Genomic DNA, 18,061 nt, shown 5'->3' with positions numbered 1-18,061 from the left:
TAATTCCTTGGCAGAAACGTACAGGGATCGATAATCCGCAAATTAAGACAAATAAAACTTAAGAATATAGAGGAAGAACTATGGCTGAGAACAAAGCCACTCTGAGCGTAAACGGCGCAGAGATCGCAGAACTACCGGTATTATCGGGTACCGCTGGCAACGATGTAATTGATATTCGCACTTTAGGAAGTGCTGGTTACTTCACTTACGATCCAGGCTTCTTAGCAACAGCTTCTTGTGAATCAGAAATCACCTTTATCGACGGTGGCAAAGGTGTATTACAACACCGCGGTTATGCTATCGATGATTTAGCAAAGAATGCCGATTACTTAGAAACCTGTTATATCCTTCTGAACGGCCAAGCGCCGAGCCAAGAAGAATATGATCAATTTGTATCTGTCATTACTAACCACACCATGGTGCATGAGAAACTAGCGAACTTTTTCCGCGGTTTCCTACATGACGCTCATCCAATGGCGATGGTTTGTGGTGTTGTTGGTGCTCTTTCATCTTTCTATCACTCGGATTTAGACATCGCAAACCCTGCAGCTCGCAAACGTTGTGCACATCGCTTAATCGCGAAAATGCCAACCATCGCTGCAATGGCATACAAATACAGCTTAGGTCAGCCATTCGTTTACCCACGCAATGACTTATCTTACGCAGAAAACTTCTTGCACATGATGTTCTCTGTACCTGCTGAAGAATATAAAGTTAACCCTATCCTTGCTAACGCGATGGATCGTATCTTTATTCTTCACGCTGATCACGAGCAAAACGCTTCAACGTCGACTGTACGTCTAGCGGGCTCTTCAGGTGCTAACCCTTATGCCTGTATTTCTGCTGGTGTTGCGTCACTATGGGGTCCAGCTCACGGTGGTGCTAACGAAGCGTGTTTGAACATGCTTGAAGAAATTGGCGACGTAAGCAAGGTTGACGAATTCGTTGCTCGTGCAAAAGACAAAAACGACCCATTCCGTTTAATGGGCTTTGGTCACCGTGTTTATAAAAACTTTGACCCACGTGCAACCGTAATGCGCGAAACATGTCACGAAGTTCTTAATGAGCTAGGTATCGAAGATCCATTACTTGACGTTGCTATGGCACTAGAGAAAGTTGCTCTAGAAGACCCATACTTCATCGAGAAGAAGCTATACCCTAACGTAGATTTCTACTCAGGTATAATTCTTAAAGCGATTGGTATTCCAACCAACATGTTCACCGTAATTTTCGCTCTATCTCGTACGGTAGGCTGGTGTGCACATTGGGATGAAATGTTAAGCCAACCAGGCCAAAAAATTGGTCGTCCTCGTCAAAACTACACTGGCGAACTTAACAGAGAATTTAACCCACTGGATCGCCACGAGTAATTCAGGGTTTACCAAACATAAAAGCCAGCAGTACGCTGGCTTTTTTATTGCCTGAAATTTAATCCTTTCCAGAGCAGCTAAACGACTTTATCAATTTGTTACAGGCTAAGCAGAAAACCCGTTATTACAGGGTAAACATTTGCTTTATTTAGATTTTCGCCATAGATTTAAACTAACCAAAACCCCGTAAAATAACGACACATAGGCGAAACAAAAGCGTGAGCGAAGAGAGAAAGCATACCATTTTGGTTGTTGATGATGAGCCAGGCAACATTGATCTGGCGTCAGCCCTGCTAAAGGAAAAGTATAAAGTTAAAGCGGCGACAAACGGTAAAGTTGCCTTAAAAATTGCTCAAGCAGACAATAATATCAGTCTGATTTTATTAGACATTATGATGCCGGAACTTGACGGGTATGAGGTTTGCGAACGACTTAAAGCAGATCCTGCTACGCAAAACATACCGGTTATATTCCTTACCGCCAAATCAGAAATCGCAGACATTACCCGCGGCTTTCAACTCGGTGCTGTTGATTACATTACCAAGCCTCTCAAACCAGAAATTCTCAAGGCACGAGTACGCACCCATATTAGCTTAAGACAGAGCCAAATCGCACTCGAAAAGCAAGTCGAAACCTTAAATGAAAACATGCATTTACGCGAAGATATTGAAAACTTAACGCGGCATGATTTAAAAGGCCCGCTTGGGGTCATTTTATTTGAAACACCGAAAATAGAAAATCGAGAAATTGCCGATTCAATAGAAGAGTCAACCAACAATGTTCTTAACATGCTCAATAACACCCTAGATGTGTTTAAAATTGAACGAGGCACTTACCCATTTAGCCCTGATATGGTTGATTTAAATGCTTTGGTCAATAAAGGCATTAAAGCGGTGAGTCGCCTTGCCAGTAAAAAGAACATCTCATTTAATGTTGAGTCTACGCACCATAACACCTATATCGACGCTGAAGAGCTGTTGTGTTTATCGATATTTAATAACCTAATCAAGAACGCCGTTGAAGCGTCACCAGACGGTGAAAGCATCGACATCCATATAAGCGAGCAAGGTGAAAGCGTTGAGTTTCGTATGAAAAACACCGGCGCTATTCCACCAGAATTACGCGGTAACCTATTTGAGAAGTATTCCTCATCAAACCATTTACGCGGTTCTGGCTTAGGCGCCTACTCCGCTAAACTGATGACCGAAGCACAAAACGGCAGCATAGCGTTTAATATCATTGATGAAACCTACACTGAGTTTATCGTCAAAATGCCAGCCTACTAACACACACCTGCGCACACGTAGCTGCACTTAACTCATTTAAAAGCTCAATTAAAGACATTAAAAAAGGCGCTCACAGAGCGCCTTTTTTATGTGTAACATCATAGTGATTTAGAAGTCTTCATGTTGACGCACATGTTGCCATGTTTCGCCTAAATCATTTGATTGATAAATATCGCTACTTACCCCTTCACAACTGACAACCAATGCGTCGGTGACTTCGGTGATAATGCTGCGGCAATATTTCGCAGGTAATTGCAACTCAGTTCGTTGCCAATTCGCACCGCCATCAAGGGTCTTAATGATTTCATATTTGGTTTCTTTTGGTCCTGTCCAAAAATCATAACCAGAAAATGCAACGATACTTAGCGCTTCTTTTTCGCCGTAAAACCACGGATAAGAGACAAAACTAAAGCTCTCTTTTTTGATTTTTACTTTTTTCTTATCTTTCATGCAGGACTTGGTTTTCATTGCATAACCTTCAGGACATGTTCTGATACTGTCTTGGATCATGACTTTGCTGCCGCTATTTGCGTCAAAGTAATAGATGCTTGGTTGACCTGTCCAAGACCAATACCCAGCTTGTTCAACGAAGATGGTATTTTTACCGGCAGTATATTGTGTCGCAAACGTCTCATTGATGCCGATTTTCTCAACAATGTTCCAATCTTCATCGATAACAAATTGATCTTGTGTGCCTTCTGAAAACACGCTTAATTCACGTTTATAACCGCGGCTGATTTCAACATACTTTTTACCATCTTTACTCGCCGTTCTAACGCCTAAGATTTTGGTTCGTTTTGATTTTTTCTTTTTCTTCTTTTTCTTATCGATGTCAGCTTGAACGATCACGTCATTGCCATCAGCATCACGCCAGCCTTTATTGACCGCATAACTGCGAATAACTTGCCATTGAAACCCGTCATTGCTTAAACCACCTTGCAATACCTTCATTTGCTTGTCGTCATAGGTAAGTAATTCAAAGCGGTTATTTTGCAAACTATTGATTTCGCTAATGCGTAGATTTTGAGTTAAAGATACGTCTAGCCACTCATCATCCTCTGCGGCTTTAAAGAACAATCGCCCTTCATCACCACCAATCAAGATATCACCGCTGTCATTGTCGGCAATGGCATGCAAATCGTTGTTACTATCAACCGCTTCTAGTTGCCATTCACCATCGTCTGTTCGGACCAATAACACACCCAGTTTGGCTAACATATAGAAATCACCGTTAGCGGTTAAATATTGTTTATTAAACGCCAAAGGGTTTTGTGCGATTGACGAATACAGTGAAAAACGTTCGTCTTCCGCGTCGTCTTCATCCCAGCCTAAAACCTCTTTATTGATATCGATAAACGGAAAATATTTAATCAGGCTTTCACCCGCTTGTTGATCGGCGATACGCGATAACACGTTTAAAAATCTATCACCGTCTGGTTTAGGGTAATAAATAATCGTCCCTAAGTCTGTTACTTGATTCGCTTTAACATCGAATGTACCAAACTCAATATCGGCTCCGGCACCGCGTATAAAGTAATAATCACCTTTAACAAAAAATGAACGAATATCAGATAAGCTATAACTGCCGGCATTCACCGCAGAGGCGAATATGGTGCTATTGGTCGTTGCTGGTAGCAAAGACTCCAAACGCTGATATTTAACTTTTTTTGACTCATTCACATTCTTCGGTGCAATGGTTATAAAGTTATACGGTAATGGGTAAGCACTGGTATTGATGATCTGTACAGTAACAACGCCTTGGTTTTCCGCAATCGGTGTTTTTGCGGTCAAAGGTTCTACCAGATCAACATTACTGGTAACGCAACCAGTAGCCATAAACAAGCAGGTCAGACCGATAAGTGCGGGTCTGATGAAAGAAACAAAGTGCGTCATAAATTCTCTTACTTTTATTGTTATAGAAAGGTTAAATTTGCATGCAGATTAGGTTACCATAATTCTAAAATTGATGTCATTACAGATCAGTATATCTGTCTCAGGAAGTTATAAAATATGGAACGTTATCGCCAAGCGGTTGCTTTCACTTTGAAATTCATTTTGGCAATTTGGTGTCTCAGTGTCTCGTTAGCCGCTAATTCGCAAACACTAAAGTACAATTTAAAGCCCTTAAGCCAGATCAGCGAAGTTGGTAACAAAAAAGGTGTCGCAATACTGTACCTTAAAGCCCAAGGTACCGCGCCATCGATGATTATTAAGCCGGTGTCATTAACCGCAAATCAGAAATTCCAACGCTATAAAGGTCGTACCGATTATAAAATCAATTTAAAAGGTTATGAGCCAGGATTTTACCAACTGACGTTACCTAAAGGTTCATATCAAATTACCGAAATAAATGCGCCGTTTTATGACCTACCGTTTAGTAAAGATACCAATAACGACATAACGTGGCGCTTCACTGTAAAGGCGCAGATGCTGTCCTACATAGGCGAGCTAAAAATAGACGGTGAGCGAAGCAGAAACCACGTTGAAATTAACCTGTTCAACCGTTATGCAAGCCAGTATCAACCATTAAAACAATTAGTCGCTCAATTGCAGATTCCATATCCACTGATAACCGGTCAAGCCTATCACGATGACTTTGCCCGTGACTTTGAAGGAAGCGAATAATGAAAGCCCTACTCACCTTTATCACTTGTTTGTTGTTGGCTTTTCAAGTTTCTGCGGTCAACTTACAGGCTAAAGATTTTTTTGCCGCACCACATTTATTAGCCGCTAAGCTCAACCCAACAGGCGATAAAGTCGCCTTATTAAAACAGGAAAACGAGCAACACATTGTTTATGTTCTTGATGTAAATAGCGATCAAGAGACCGTATTTGTAAACCTCGATCAATACGCATTTGAAGAATTCAACATTAATGAATTTGGCTGGGTTGATGACGCGCATTTAGCGGTGCAGTTTACGCAAAAGCAAAAAGGCATAGAGCAACTTATCGACAGCAAGCGCAAACAGCGCTTAATCATTGCCAAATTACCTGAAGACAGCACACAGCAAGCAAAAATACTGCAAGTTAAAACCAAAGGCATCATGGTTCACTTGTTACCTAAGCAGCCTGGGGTGTTTCTTTATTCAAAGCCAGGAATCAATTCAAAGGTCTATAAGGTAGACGTCAATAAACTGGACGTGTTTGGTCAGAAAAAGAAAAGTAAACTGGCTAAAATTGATGGCGGCCAATTCAAAAAACGCAACGTTGTAAAGTCCATTAAGGGTTTTGCGACACGTTGGTATTTTGATAATGACGGCAGCATTTTATCGGTGCTGCACATGAAAATGGACAGACAGTTTCATTTAACCAATGTCAGCGAAGATGAGCCACAAGAATTGCACCAGTGGACGCCAGAAGAGCTTAATTTTGATAATAAAGACAACCAAGTATTGTTACCAATCGCCTACGCAGGTGAAGGCAATCGTTTTTACAGCATCGATGTTAATCAACAAAACAAGACCTCGTTGTATGTATACGATTTTGACAACAATACCCAAGAAACGGTTTATCAGGCAAAAGCCTTTAAAATTGTTGACGTATTACTCACCGATGAGCATGAGTTACAAGCCGTTAAAGTCATCAATGATGGTAAATTAACCACCGAATACGTCAATAATGAAGCGATAAAAGGCAGCTTTAATTTACCGCGTAAACCGTCTTTAGTCAGCTCGGTGAATAGCAGTGTCGATAAAGCCAGTCAGATTTATTACATTGAAAATCATGACATTCCCGGTGAGTTTTATTACCTGTCAGCGAACGCTAAACAACCACGATTAATTGGCACCATGTTTCCTAACCTAACCAACAAACTATCGTCGACGATGCACGAAGCCACGGTTACTGTTGAAGGGCTTGATATCCCCTACCTGCTGACAACACCAAATCAAAACAAATCAACATACCCGCTTGTGGTGATGCCACATGGTGGCCCAATCAGTATTTACGATAATCGTTACTACAATCCACTAAGCCAACTGCTTGCAGCGAATGGTTATGCGGTGTTACAGGTCAATTTTCGTGGCTCTGGTGGTTATAGTGAAGAGTTACAAGAAGCAGGTATCGGCCAATGGGGCGATTTAATGCTAGAAGATATTTATCAAGCATTACAACAGGTGACGGCATCGCCGCACATTGATGCCAATAACGTCTGTATCTTTGGCATTAGTTACGGCGGCTATGCGGCGATGATGATGCCAACCATTTACCCTGATGCATTTAAGTGCTCAGCCAGTTTTGCAGGGGTAAGTGACGTAAATCTGTTGCTGCACTCTACTCGTATCAATGATGCCCAGCAAGAATGGTTAAAAAAATATGTCGGCGATAGAGTACTGGAACGTGAAAAGTTCAAACGTATATCGCCAGTGTATAATATCGACAAATTACATATTCCATTGCTTATTGGCCATGGTGCAAAAGACAAAATTGTCGATGTAGAGCACAGCCATCGCATGAAGTTGATGTTAGAGAAACATAACAAAGAATTTATTTGGTATGAAGATGAAGAGGCAACGCATAGCTTTGGCTCTGCCGAGCAATCTGCTAAGTATTTTGAAGCATTATTAGCGTTTCTCAAGCAACACACCAAGCAATAACACAACAAATATAGGCATCATTACCAGTGTTATATAAGATTGCTTAAAACGCTGGTTTCGATTGCAATAACGTTATCGATAAGCGCACCGACAGCGCGATATAGAAAATAACATTGAAAATAACGCTGATAAAAACCATCAAATCAGTGATGTTAGAAAAAGCAGGACACATAAAAAAGGCGCTCATTAAGCGCCTTTTTTGCTATCTATAAAGCTTAGTTATCTAAACGATAACGCTGGCTCTAACACTTCGAAGTTCTTCTTCAGTGATTCGTCACCCAAGTTATTGTTTTGATCATCGGTAATAATCAACTCGGTTTTGCCATCACTGTCTTTCAATTTGAAACGATAGGTGCCATCAGGAATATCAACAACAGGGGCATCATCTCCCCACACGGTGTCCCATACACTTGCTTCTACGTAAGTATATTCAACATCAAAAACAAACTTATCTTCATCGATGTCGGTGATGATAAAGTTGTACTGCTCAAAGAAACCAGGCAGATAAGACCATAGCTCATCACGCGGGTAATCAATGATTAATGCAGGTTCACCGTCGTTGGTTTGCCCTAACTCAACAATTTGCATGTTGGCACGAGCTAAACGATCATCACGATTATTAATGCGGTATTGATAATCTAGTTGTCCAGTAACGGCATTTAGCATCGCCATTTCAACGCGCTGTTTTTCGATTGGATCAATTTTCTTGGTTGAGCCTTTATCATTGGTCAGCATGTAGTCAACCAATTCAACATTTAGACCAACACTGCGACCGTGCGGTTTAGTAACCAAGGTATATTTAAAACGCCAGCTTTCAGTAATGTCGACGCTTTTCCAAAACAGATAACCGCTTTCGTCTTCTACATGGAACCAGTCTGACTCAAACAAGTTATTGCTTTCATCTTCAACCGTTAGTGCAACGTCTTCTGTTTGCAAGTAATCTTTAATTGCTTTGACAATTTGATCACGTAGCTCACGGTTATCATCGACTTTATCAAACCAAATAGCTGCGGTTTTATCGAACTCATCGATTCGGCTTCCGCTTGCTAAAGGCAATACTTGCGCAGGAGCTCGTATATCAACGGCTTGGCCTACGGCACCATCGGTATTTTTCAATTCTGGTACGGCAAAAAGTTGTTTTTTGGCTGGCGGTGTCATACCGTCAGGTACTTTAAGCTCTGCTTCTGGCTTGAAATTTACGTAGTCAAAATCCCCTTTCGCTTCTTTACGCGTTTCAACATTAGAACATGCGCTAAGTGCCAGACCTAAAAGGGATAAATAAATTACTCGGCGATCCATTAATACTCCTGAGGGAAATGCCTTTTTACTTTTCAAATAAACCAATACTGATAAATTCGATAAAGGGATTTTATTTTTGCTTTTCGATTGACTAAGCAATCAATAGTTCCCGAAAACTTTCATTTTAATCGTTGTTAATGGGGAGCTAGAGCAATATTTAATAGCGGTTAATGGTACTTGCCCTAATCTCTAAACACAAGCTTTGTAAGTAAAATCTGAGACAAAAATTTGAGCCTAATAATGATTGTCAAAAACAATCTTTCTTGTACCTCTACTAATTTACAAAAAAACGCCCTAAAATAAGACGTTTACAAACAATATTGACTCATGTTTTATGTCTGCATCTATCGTCTTTACCGCATTAGGCAGTGACCGAACCGGTATCGTGAACGAGATCACTAAACTCGCCAGTGATTTCGGCTGTAATATTGATGACTCCAGAATGGCTATTTTGGGGGACGAGTTTACCTTGATAATGTTGCTCAGTGGTTCCAAAAATGCCATTAATCAGATCGAAACACGGCTACCTTTATTGGCGCATTCATTGCAATTAATGACCATCAGCAAACGCACCCAAGCCAACAGCAAATGTCAAATACATGAATGTCTGGAAGCTAGCTTAAGTGGTGAAGATGCGCCTGGTCTGTTAAGCAAAGCAACACAGTTTTTCGCCAAGCAAGACATCGACTTGTCGTCATTAAAATCGATAACCAACGGTAAAAACAATATTGTTGATATTCATATGCTCATCAATTTGCCGAAGCACATTGATAAAGTCGCGTTGGATGATCAATTTCAACAATTATGTCGTTTATTGAACGTTCAAGGTGATATCAGAACACCACAAAAACATATTTTTTAAGGAATAGCATGAATACTTTGCAAGTTGGCGACAAAGCGCCTTTGTTTTCTCTTCAAGACCAGAATGACAACACCGTAAACCTTGCTGACTATATCGGTAAAAAACGTGTACTTGTTTATTTTTACCCAAAAGCAATGACGCCAGGCTGTACGGTTCAGGCACAAAACTTACGTGATAGCAAAGCCCAATTAGACGCGCTAAATACCGTGGTTTTTGGTATCAGTCCAGATGCCGTTAAGCGTCTCGATAAATTTTGTGTACGTGATGAATTAAACTTCACCTTATTATCCGATGAAGATCATAAAGTAGCGGATGACTTTGGCGTTTGGGGCTTGAAAAAATTCATGGGCCGCGAATACGATGGTATTCATCGCCTCAGCTTTCTGGTTGGCTTGGATGGCAACATTGAGCATGTCTTTAACAAGTTTAAAACCAAAGACCACCACGACGTAGTACTTAATGTCATCAACGAATTGGCTTAATCAAATCACCGTTTGCTGACGATATAAAACAAAAAAGGTAACGTAACGTTGCCTTTTTTTGTGCTTAATCTCAGCGATGAGAATACTGGATATTACGCTTGCGCTTTTGACGTCTGGTCATTTGGCTCAATAGCCGAATTTGGCCAAGCATTAATAACGGCTTTAACTAAGGTCGCTAGCGGGATTGCAAAGAATACCCCCCAAAAACCCCACAACCCGCCAAAAATGATTACCGCAATAATAATGGCGACAGGATGTAAGTTAACCGCTTCTGAAAATAATAACGGCACAAGAATGTTACCGTCAAAAATCTGGATTATGGCGTAGGCCAACATCACATAACCAAACTCTGGTGTTGCTCCCCACTGAAATAGCCCCACTAATACCACGGGAATGGTAACCACGGTTGCGCCCACATAAGGCACCAATACTGACAACCCGACCAATGCGCCAAGCAAGATGGCGTAACGCAAGTCCAGTAACCAAAAGGTGATCATCGACAAAAAGCCAATTATCATTATTTCGACCACCTTACCGCGAATGTAATTATGGATTTGCTGGTGCATCTCTTTACCAACTTGTGACGTCAAACGACTTTCTTTTGGCAGAAAACGTTTGACACTTTCCATCATGGTCTTTTTATCTTTAAGAAAGAAAAACACCATAATCGGTACCAAGATGAGATAAATGATCAATGCCACAACATCGGAAATTGAATTCAAACTGGCTTGCAATATGGTTTGGCCAATCAATACGATTTCACTACGGATGGTATCGATGATGCCGTCGATTTGTTCGGTTTTAATAATATCAGGGTACTTTTGTGGCAAGGTCACTAAAAACTCATTACCTTTGACCAACATATCCGGTACTTCAGCAACCAGATTACTGGTTTGCTGCCACAACAAAGGCATTAAACCTAGCATGGTCGCCAAACTCACACCAGTAAACGCTAGCATCACCATAACCACGGATTTATTGCGACTCAAACCAAAGTTACCTAGGCCGCGAACCGAAGGTTCCAGTAAAAAAGCCAAGGCAACAGACACTATAATTGGCATTAATAAGTTGCCGAAAAAGGTTAGCACCAAAAAGCTAAGCAACATTAATAAGGTCAAACTGACCACATGCGGGTCGGAAAATTTATCCTTGTACCAATTAACTATGTAATTAATCATCGAGCACTACTCTTTTGTTATCGTCAAGGTAACGCTGGCGTCAGCGTTAGTTTTCTGGCAAATACGGACACGTTGTGTTTGCAACCAGGCGGGAATATCAGCCAACGAACCAGGGTCTTTGAGGTGAACAACGGCTTTTTCTCCGCTTGCTAATTTTTTTAGTAACAGCTTCGTTGTTACTAATGGTAGCGGGCACTTGTCGTTACGACCATCGTAAACGAGAAAATCAGCCATTAAAATCAAACCTTTATCATTGGATCATGAAAATGATAGCAAGTGCACCGGTTTAAGGGAATAAAAATATCACAGGCCATTTAACACGCGGATTCTATTGTCAAAAACGTTAATTTAATTCAATATAGCAATATTAATATCAATAAATACAACTCAAGCATTAGAACAATCGAAAATTCGCTGCAACTAACTGTGCTTCGTAGCCTCTAATGAGTTAATTTGAGTGTAATCCGCCCTTTGGCTGAAAGTGGAATTAAATGAAAAAGGTTTTTAGGTTCAAACCTATCAGTATCGCCTTAATGGCAACAAGTTTGTTGTTTACAACAACCGCGTCGGCGTATGCCGATGACAAAAACACCTTGCCTGAAATTGGTACCTCTGCGGTAAGTACATTGTCTCTGGATAAAGAGCAAATATACGGCGACGCCATGATGAAATCGATTCGCGCATCGCAGCCGATGATTCATGATCCCGTTTTAGAAGAATACATCAATGATTTAGGTAACCGTTTGGTTAAAAGTGCCGATGATGTGCATTACCAATTCAATTTCTTTTTAATTAACAGTAAAGAAATCAACGCCTTTGCGTTCTTTGGTGGCAACATCGGCACCCATTCAGGTTTGCTGACCATGGCTGACAATGAAAGTGAGTTGGCATCGGTACTTGCGCATGAGATTGCGCACGTCACTCAACGTCACCTAGCCCGCCGTATGGAAGAGCAAAGTCGCAATACACCTCTGACTATTGCCGGTATGATATCCGGTGTTTTGTTGGCGCTAGTCAATCCTCAAGCAGGTATGGCCGCCTTATCAACCACCATGGCAGCAAGCCAACAAGCGGGTATTAATTACACCCGTGGCAATGAGAACGAAGCCGACCGAGTTGGCATGGAAATCCTTGCTGACAGTGGTTACGATCCAAATGGTGCACCAAACTTTTTCAAAAAGCTGGCTCGAAAATACCGTTATACCTCCAAGCCACCTGCGATGTTGATGACTCACCCATTGCCAGAATCGCGAATTACCGACTCCCGCTTACGGGCGACTCGCTACCCGAATCGCCTTTTACCGCCTAATATAGACTTTGAATTAGCAAAATCTCGATTAAGAGCGCGTTATGAAGGCAATGGCAAAGACAACATATCGATCTTTAAAGACGAAATTCGGTTAGGCAAATACGATATCAAACAGGCGGCTCAATACGGCTTGGCATTGAGTTATTTCGCAAACAAAGACTATGAGCAAGCGGAGAATGTGTTAAGACCGTTATTCGCCCAAGCTCCTAAAAATCTATTCTATGTGGATGCGATGACCGATGTGTATTTAGAGCAAAATCGTTACGATGATGCGTTATCTATGTTGGCTGAATTATACCTGATCATGCCACACAACCAGGTCGTCACCTTAAACTATGCTAACGCCGCATATAAGGCAAAACAGTACAAGTTAGCAGAAACCTTATTACAAGACTTTTTATTAGTCAGTAAAAACCACTTTTTAGCTAACGATCTGTTAGCTGATATATATAAGGCACAAAAGAAAACCGCACAAACCCATGTGCAAAATGCTGAAGTATTGGCCTTAATGGGGTTATACCCAAAAGCGGTTGATGAATTGCATACGGCCTACAATCACAGTCAGAAAAACTCCTTGATGCAAAAGAAAATTAAAGCGAGAATTCTGCAGTTTCAAGAACAAGAAAATCAGCTAAAACGCTTGTAGTTTTAGCTGCTTTACCTACGACCTATATAGAGAAAATTATGTCTGCATTAACTATTTATCATAACCCTCGTTGTTCAAAGAGCCGACAAACCCTGCAATTGATCGAAGCCGCTGGCAAAGAGGTCAATGTTGTTGAGTATTTAAAAACGCCGCTAACAAAACAACAATTACAGCAGGTTCAATCGCTACTTGGTGTTGAGCTTCGAGCAATGATGCGCACCAAAGAAGATGAATATAAAGCACAAGGTTTGAAAGACGCCGCGGTAAGCGACGAGCAATTATTGCAAGCGATGGTCGATACGCCAAAATTAATGGAGCGCCCTATCGTCATTTCTGCCAATCAAGATAAAGCAGTTATTGGCCGCCCGCCAGAAAACGTAAATACATTATTTTAATTGGTCGAGTTTAATGTCTAAACAAACTTTCAGTACCCCAACCCTGCGAAAAATAGCAACCTTTGGTTATTTGGGTTTATTAGGGTTTATGCCGCTTTGGTTATTGGTATTATCACCAAGTGAAGCGTTATCGCCGACCTTAGCGTTGGTGATGTTTGTATTACCTTTATTGTTTCCTCTCAAAGGCATTTTACAAGGTAATCCGTACACGTTTGCCTGGGCAAACTTCATTGTGTTAATTTATTTCCTACATAGTTTGACGACACTTTGGGTGTCCGAAGGTGAAACATTATATGCCCTAATTGAGTTGCTGTTGGCAAACTTGATGTTCTTCGCAGGGGCATATTATTCAAAATATCGTGGTCAAGAATTGGGCCTGAAAATACGTAAACTTAAAGACGACTTAAAAGACGAACGCGAAGCATTCGAAAACAAAGACAACAGTTAAGCCGTTATTTTAATAATAAAATGGCCGTGAGCCGATAATATGATGGTAATCACGGCTTGCAATCCAATTTTCACTTAACAACGTACTAAGAGTTAGGGTAAATTGGGGATAGATAATTTTTATACAATAACCATAACAATAATAACGATGCCGCTTAGGCGTACTTATGGGATCAAACGATGAAACAGCATTATTTAGCTATAGCAATATCGTCAGCAATGTTGCTATCTGCATGTGGCGGCGGCTCCGGCAGCGACAATGACACTAACGACGACTTGCTTAATTTCGACAATATAGCCTCTGAAACAGATTACATGCAGGGGCAAAATCCTGACTTGTTATTATTTGCCCCAGGGGATGAAATCACCGATATTCAGTGGTCACAAACTTCAGGCCCGGCAGTAACGTTACTAGCCGATAAAAGCAAAGCTATCTCCTTTGAAGCTGAAAATGCCGGTCAATACACCTTTTCAGTCAGTTATAAAAGCAATGGCACCTCAGTAAATGAAAGCGCAACAATTTCGGTAAGCGAAGCGTCACCAAAACTGCGTTTATCTCGAGGTCACTCTGTTGTTGAAACAGGCAATGTCTCATTGCGCTTGTTCGCTGATTCTGACATCGAAACCGATACCATAAACTGGCGTCAATTATCGGGCCCGAACATCAGCTTTGATGAAAACAACATCGACCCATTATTGGCTATATTTACCGCGCCCGTGGTCAATCAAGATCAAATCATTGAAATTGAAGTCACGGCAGAAACCCGTGACGGTGACGTGTATAGAGACAAGGCCAGTATACTTGTTGAAGATCGCCCAAGTATCGCCGGTGGAGCCTATTTTGATGATGGCCAATTAGCTAACGTCTACGTCTATAACCAAGACTCGCCATACAAAGACACTTTGGTTGAGTGTGTTTACTCAAATCAATTAGAAGACTCATGTCGATTAGGCGATTTACCTTTATTAGCCACTGACAGTAACGGTGCGACGCCAACCATTGACCAAATCATGGATCGCGTCGTCGTATCCCATGACTGGATGGCGGTGAATTTTAGAGCGTTTCTTGAAGCGTACGATGATAACGATGATTTTAAAAACCTGTTAAGAGCAACAACAGGTATTGTCTTATCTTATGATATCCGCCCTTCTTTTTACTGGGCAGCAACCGGGGCAATTTATCTTGACCCGGAAAATTTATGGCTTGCTGCGGCGCAACGCGAAACCATAAACGAAGCACCGGATTATCGTAGTGATTTTGGTAATGACTTACAATTTGTTATCCCGTGGCGCTACGTAAAAGACAACGATTACGTATCACTATATTATCCGCCAGAAGATGGGTTAAGCCGTGATTTAAGCGATATGCGTTTTGAGCTAACCGACTTATTGTATCATGAGCTGGCTCACGCCAATGATTACATGCCACCGGCTGAATGGGATTCCTACGGTGACTCGACTCGATTCTTAAACGCTGCCGTTGAAGAAGATGAAATCTCAGATGACTTAGACCGTTTATACCCATTATTAAGTGATGATATGCGTGATTTGGCTGAGGTACGTTTCCTTACCGGCGACTCTAACGCCACACAACGCAGTTACATGCCTGACGACGTGGTCGGTTTTTATCGTCCAGATCGCTCTAATGGCTTTTACAATTACACCAATGAAAAAGAAGATTTAGCGATTTTATTTGAAGAGCTAATGATGTCTGTTCGATTTGGTATCCAGCGTGATACGGCAGTAACCAGTGTGCCGGTATACGATAACAGCGGCGACTTGATTCGTAGCCAAAGCTACATTGTCTCATGGGGACAACGTGGCCGTGTTGCAGAAGACAGTGTCAGTGCTCGCGCAGAATACATTACTGAGCGTCTGCTACCAGAAGTTGATTTGTCATTGATAGACAGTCTGCCAGAGCCTTTAGAGATGAACGCAGGACAAAACTGGTGGGACAATCTAGGCATCAGCCCACAACCACCAGCTCCATTGAAATCAATGGCTGGTTCTAAACTGCCAAGTAGTGGAGCCTTGCAACCGAAGATGTCGAGCTACCGTCAAGGCCATATAAAAGCCTTACCAACGCGTAACTAACATCCACACCCAATAAAAAACCCGGTGACACTATGTGTACCGGGTTTTCTTTTGTCTGTAACTTTTTTTGTATGTGACTTTTTTGTAAGTGACTAGGTACTTATGCTGTTTACCGCTCGGTGCTTAATGAACAAAGCACAGCAATAAATCTGCTTTAAAATAATACTTCTTTGATAAACGGAATAGTGATTTTTCGCTGCGCTGTAATAGACGCCTTATCTAAGACATCGAGACTTTCCAATAGCGAGTTCATATCACGCGATACGCGATTTAATAAGAACTTCACCGTCTCATCTTGCATTTCAATACCACGACCACGGGCACGATGTTGAAACGCCTGCACCTTATCTTCATCTGGTAGAGGTTTCACCTGTTCAGTAAAGCCCCAACTAATGCGAGAGACTAAATCAGGTAAAGTGATCAATAAACTGTTCGCAGCATTGTTACCGGCAAGGATGATCTTTTTATTGTTTTCGATGACTCGATTGTACAAATCAAAAATACCTTGCTGCCAAGCTTTGTTGCCAGCAATTAAGTGCAAGTCATCGAGACAAATCAAGTCTACTTGTTCGAGGTTATTAAGCACCTCAACAGACAAGTGTTTTATCTCACTTAATGACACACACAGACTCGACTTGCCTAACTGTGAGGCAAACGCTGAGCTGGCATGCAATAAATGAGACTTACCAACACTGTGTTGGCCAAACAGATAAAAGCCATGGGTGCTATGGTCGTCACTTTTAATAAAGGCTTTTAATTGACTGACGATCGCACCGCTATCGAGAGAATAAAAACTCGTAAAGGTTTCATCATCAGGCAGGTGTACTGCCAAAGGCAATTGTTCAGTGTTTGGCATTAACCTTTCCAATAAAAACTTACCGGTTCACTCGTATCTTGAGAAACCAATGGATCTTGATTAACCACTAAGTTTTGCTCTAAATTAAGAGCCCGCATAATGGCATCAACATTCGCTTTGGTGTGCAAGCGAAACAGCATTTTCGTGCCTGAGACTTTAATCATGACAACATCGTCGACCAAACTGACATTACTAAAAAAATCACTTACGGCGACAAAGTCTTTCATCGTTGTGACATTGGCTATTTCAATATCAATATAGGCATCGCTGTCGCTGCTGACAATCACCGAATATTGTTGGTGGAGATTTTCAGCAACGTCAAATACCAAGGACTGCAACAGCTTGTCTTTATCCTTACCTTGTTTATTGTTGGCAAGGTTTAAATCACCACTCCACAGTTGCCAATCGCCAGCTAATGGCGGGGTTTGACAATTGTTACCACACGCGGTGATGTCCGGCTCATTAATTAAGGTTGAATCAGATATTCTTAAGACCAATACCGCTTCGGCCATATAGCGTTCGGACGCAGGCAATAAACTTTGCTCAAATCGCCCCCAAACATCACTATTACTGATGGCCATAGCGTCAGTTAAATCCATAATCGGAAAGTTAACCGCAATACCACGCTGATTAAACCAAAGCTGCAATTGCTTTTTGGTTTCCTCATTGGAGTCGTCGATAAGCGTGCGTTGGCTGCCCTGCTCGTCAATCATCCAAACCGTAAGCAGTGGTCTATGCTTTCCCCAAATACCAGCGTTGACTTGTTGCAATAACTGGTCGACTTTGGCGGACTCAAAATTAGCAAATAAAAACGTTTGCTCATCTTGGCTATCAAAGCGATATTCACTTAAATACGCATTCGGTTTATTAATGGCTTTTTTTAGCTCAGCGCTATCGTTAACAAAATCACTACCGGCGAGCTTAACCAAGACCTGCTTAAACGCTTGTCGATACGCTTTTTCACGTCCACCGTTGTCTCCAGAATATGCTACTTTTGCTTGATAAAGATCGTCAATTTCAATGGCTTGAGCATGAAAAGACGACATCGAAAAAGCGAAAGCACAACTGCTGACAAAAGGTATTAGTATTTTTCTTAATTTCATAGGGCGAATATTATCATAAAGATTAGCCATTTAGGCTAGAAAAAAAATATTTTCTCGCAAACATTTTATATCTCTCTAAGCACTGGTAGAATACGCGCCAGTAAAAGTTCGACAAATGTCTCAGTTTGGCGATTATGCC

The 18,061-nt window shown here is 41.4% G+C and carries 17 protein-coding genes; 10 read left to right on the top strand and 7 right to left on the bottom strand.

All coding sequences use genetic code 11. The features are described from left to right. The first annotated feature begins 80 nt into the window (after positions 1 to 80). A complete protein-coding gene (locus E2K93_RS15160) occupies positions 81 to 1,370 on the top strand; it encodes a citrate synthase (protein ID WP_135439902.1) in 1,290 nt (429 codons plus the stop codon). A gap of 218 nt (positions 1,371 to 1,588) precedes the next feature. Next, positions 1,589 to 2,656 (top strand): hybrid sensor histidine kinase/response regulator, encoded by a 1,068-nt coding sequence (locus E2K93_RS15155; protein WP_135439901.1) that lies wholly within the window; start codon positions 1,589 to 1,591, stop codon positions 2,654 to 2,656. Positions 2,657 to 2,764: 108 nt separating this feature from the next. Here the strand turns inward: E2K93_RS15155 and E2K93_RS15150 are convergent, their stop codons facing one another. Continuing rightward, positions 2,765 to 4,549: a hypothetical protein gene (locus tag E2K93_RS15150; RefSeq protein WP_135439900.1), complete on the bottom strand. Its 1,785-nt coding sequence runs from the start codon at positions 4,547 to 4,549 to the stop codon at positions 2,765 to 2,767. A 117-nt stretch (positions 4,550 to 4,666) separates the two neighbouring features. Here E2K93_RS15150 and E2K93_RS15145 point away from each other — a divergent pair, with 117 nt between their 5' ends. After that, positions 4,667 to 5,281: a hypothetical protein gene (locus E2K93_RS15145; protein WP_135439899.1), complete on the top strand. Its 615-nt coding sequence runs from the start codon at positions 4,667 to 4,669 to the stop codon at positions 5,279 to 5,281. After that, on the top strand, positions 5,281 to 7,251 hold the full coding sequence (locus E2K93_RS15140) for an alpha/beta hydrolase family protein (RefSeq protein ID WP_135439898.1): 1,971 nt from the start codon (positions 5,281 to 5,283) through the stop codon (positions 7,249 to 7,251). Before E2K93_RS15145 ends, E2K93_RS15140 begins: the two co-directional genes overlap by 1 nt. 43 nt (positions 7,252 to 7,294) lie before the next feature. Here E2K93_RS15140 and E2K93_RS17810 read toward each other — a convergent pair whose 3' ends face one another. Together E2K93_RS17810 and bamC are read right to left on the bottom strand one after the other, a co-directional pair. Then, a complete protein-coding gene (locus tag E2K93_RS17810; protein WP_228445345.1) occupies positions 7,295 to 7,438 on the bottom strand; it encodes a hypothetical protein in 144 nt (47 codons plus the stop codon). Between the two features lie 32 nt (positions 7,439 to 7,470). Further along, on the bottom strand, positions 7,471 to 8,550 hold the full coding sequence (gene bamC / locus E2K93_RS15135; RefSeq protein ID WP_135439897.1) for an outer membrane protein assembly factor BamC: 1,080 nt from the start codon (positions 8,548 to 8,550) through the stop codon (positions 7,471 to 7,473). A 334-nt stretch (positions 8,551 to 8,884) separates the two neighbouring features. On the opposite strand from bamC, the gene E2K93_RS15130 reads away from it, so the two are divergent. Both E2K93_RS15130 and bcp read left to right on the top strand, forming a co-directional pair. After that, the gene (locus E2K93_RS15130; RefSeq protein ID WP_135439896.1) at positions 8,885 to 9,412 is read left to right on the top strand and encodes a glycine cleavage system protein R; all 528 of its coding nucleotides are present in this window, start codon (positions 8,885 to 8,887) and stop codon (positions 9,410 to 9,412) included. 8 nt (positions 9,413 to 9,420) lie between these two features. After that, positions 9,421 to 9,894: a thioredoxin-dependent thiol peroxidase gene (gene bcp, locus E2K93_RS15125; RefSeq protein ID WP_135439895.1), complete on the top strand. Its 474-nt coding sequence runs from the start codon at positions 9,421 to 9,423 to the stop codon at positions 9,892 to 9,894. Between the two features lie 92 nt (positions 9,895 to 9,986). Here bcp and E2K93_RS15120 read toward each other — a convergent pair whose 3' ends face one another. Beyond that, positions 9,987 to 11,072 carry an AI-2E family transporter gene (locus E2K93_RS15120; RefSeq protein WP_135439894.1) on the bottom strand — a complete coding sequence of 362 codons (1,086 nt, stop codon included), beginning with the start codon at positions 11,070 to 11,072 and terminating at the stop codon, positions 9,987 to 9,989. Between the two features lie 6 nt (positions 11,073 to 11,078). Further along, complete coding sequence (locus tag E2K93_RS15115) at positions 11,079 to 11,306, bottom strand: sulfurtransferase TusA family protein (protein ID WP_135439893.1); 228 nt, start codon at positions 11,304 to 11,306, stop codon at positions 11,079 to 11,081. A gap of 257 nt (positions 11,307 to 11,563) precedes the next feature. Here E2K93_RS15115 and E2K93_RS15110 point away from each other — a divergent pair, with 257 nt between their 5' ends. The 4 genes from E2K93_RS15110 (at position 11,564) to E2K93_RS15095 (ending at position 15,963) form a co-directional block, all read left to right on the top strand. Beyond that, positions 11,564 to 13,027 carry a M48 family metalloprotease gene (locus E2K93_RS15110; protein ID WP_228445343.1) on the top strand — a complete coding sequence of 488 codons (1,464 nt, stop codon included), beginning with the start codon at positions 11,564 to 11,566 and terminating at the stop codon, positions 13,025 to 13,027. Between the two features lie 38 nt (positions 13,028 to 13,065). Continuing rightward, on the top strand, positions 13,066 to 13,422 hold the full coding sequence (gene arsC / locus E2K93_RS15105; RefSeq protein WP_135439892.1) for an arsenate reductase (glutaredoxin): 357 nt from the start codon (positions 13,066 to 13,068) through the stop codon (positions 13,420 to 13,422). 13 nt (positions 13,423 to 13,435) lie between these two features. Beyond that, on the top strand, positions 13,436 to 13,870 hold the full coding sequence (locus E2K93_RS15100) for a DUF2069 domain-containing protein (RefSeq protein ID WP_135439891.1): 435 nt from the start codon (positions 13,436 to 13,438) through the stop codon (positions 13,868 to 13,870). Between the two features lie 179 nt (positions 13,871 to 14,049). Beyond that, a complete protein-coding gene (locus E2K93_RS15095) occupies positions 14,050 to 15,963 on the top strand; it encodes a hypothetical protein (protein ID WP_135439890.1) in 1,914 nt (637 codons plus the stop codon). A 154-nt stretch (positions 15,964 to 16,117) separates the two neighbouring features. On the opposite strand, the gene hda is transcribed toward E2K93_RS15095, so the two are convergent. Together hda and E2K93_RS15085 are read right to left on the bottom strand one after the other, a co-directional pair. After that, a complete protein-coding gene (hda, locus tag E2K93_RS15090) occupies positions 16,118 to 16,819 on the bottom strand; it encodes a DnaA regulatory inactivator Hda (RefSeq protein ID WP_135439889.1) in 702 nt (233 codons plus the stop codon). Further along, complete coding sequence (locus tag E2K93_RS15085) at positions 16,819 to 17,865, bottom strand: DUF2066 domain-containing protein (RefSeq protein ID WP_189637789.1); 1,047 nt, start codon at positions 17,863 to 17,865, stop codon at positions 16,819 to 16,821. Before E2K93_RS15085 ends, hda begins: the two co-directional genes overlap by 1 nt. Positions 17,866 to 18,061: the final 196 nt, after the last annotated feature.

Source organism: Thalassotalea sp. HSM 43 (assembly GCF_004752005.1).
Taxonomy (GTDB): Bacteria; Pseudomonadota; Gammaproteobacteria; order Enterobacterales; family Alteromonadaceae; genus Thalassotalea_A.
This window is presented reverse-complemented; position numbering and strand designations above follow the sequence as displayed.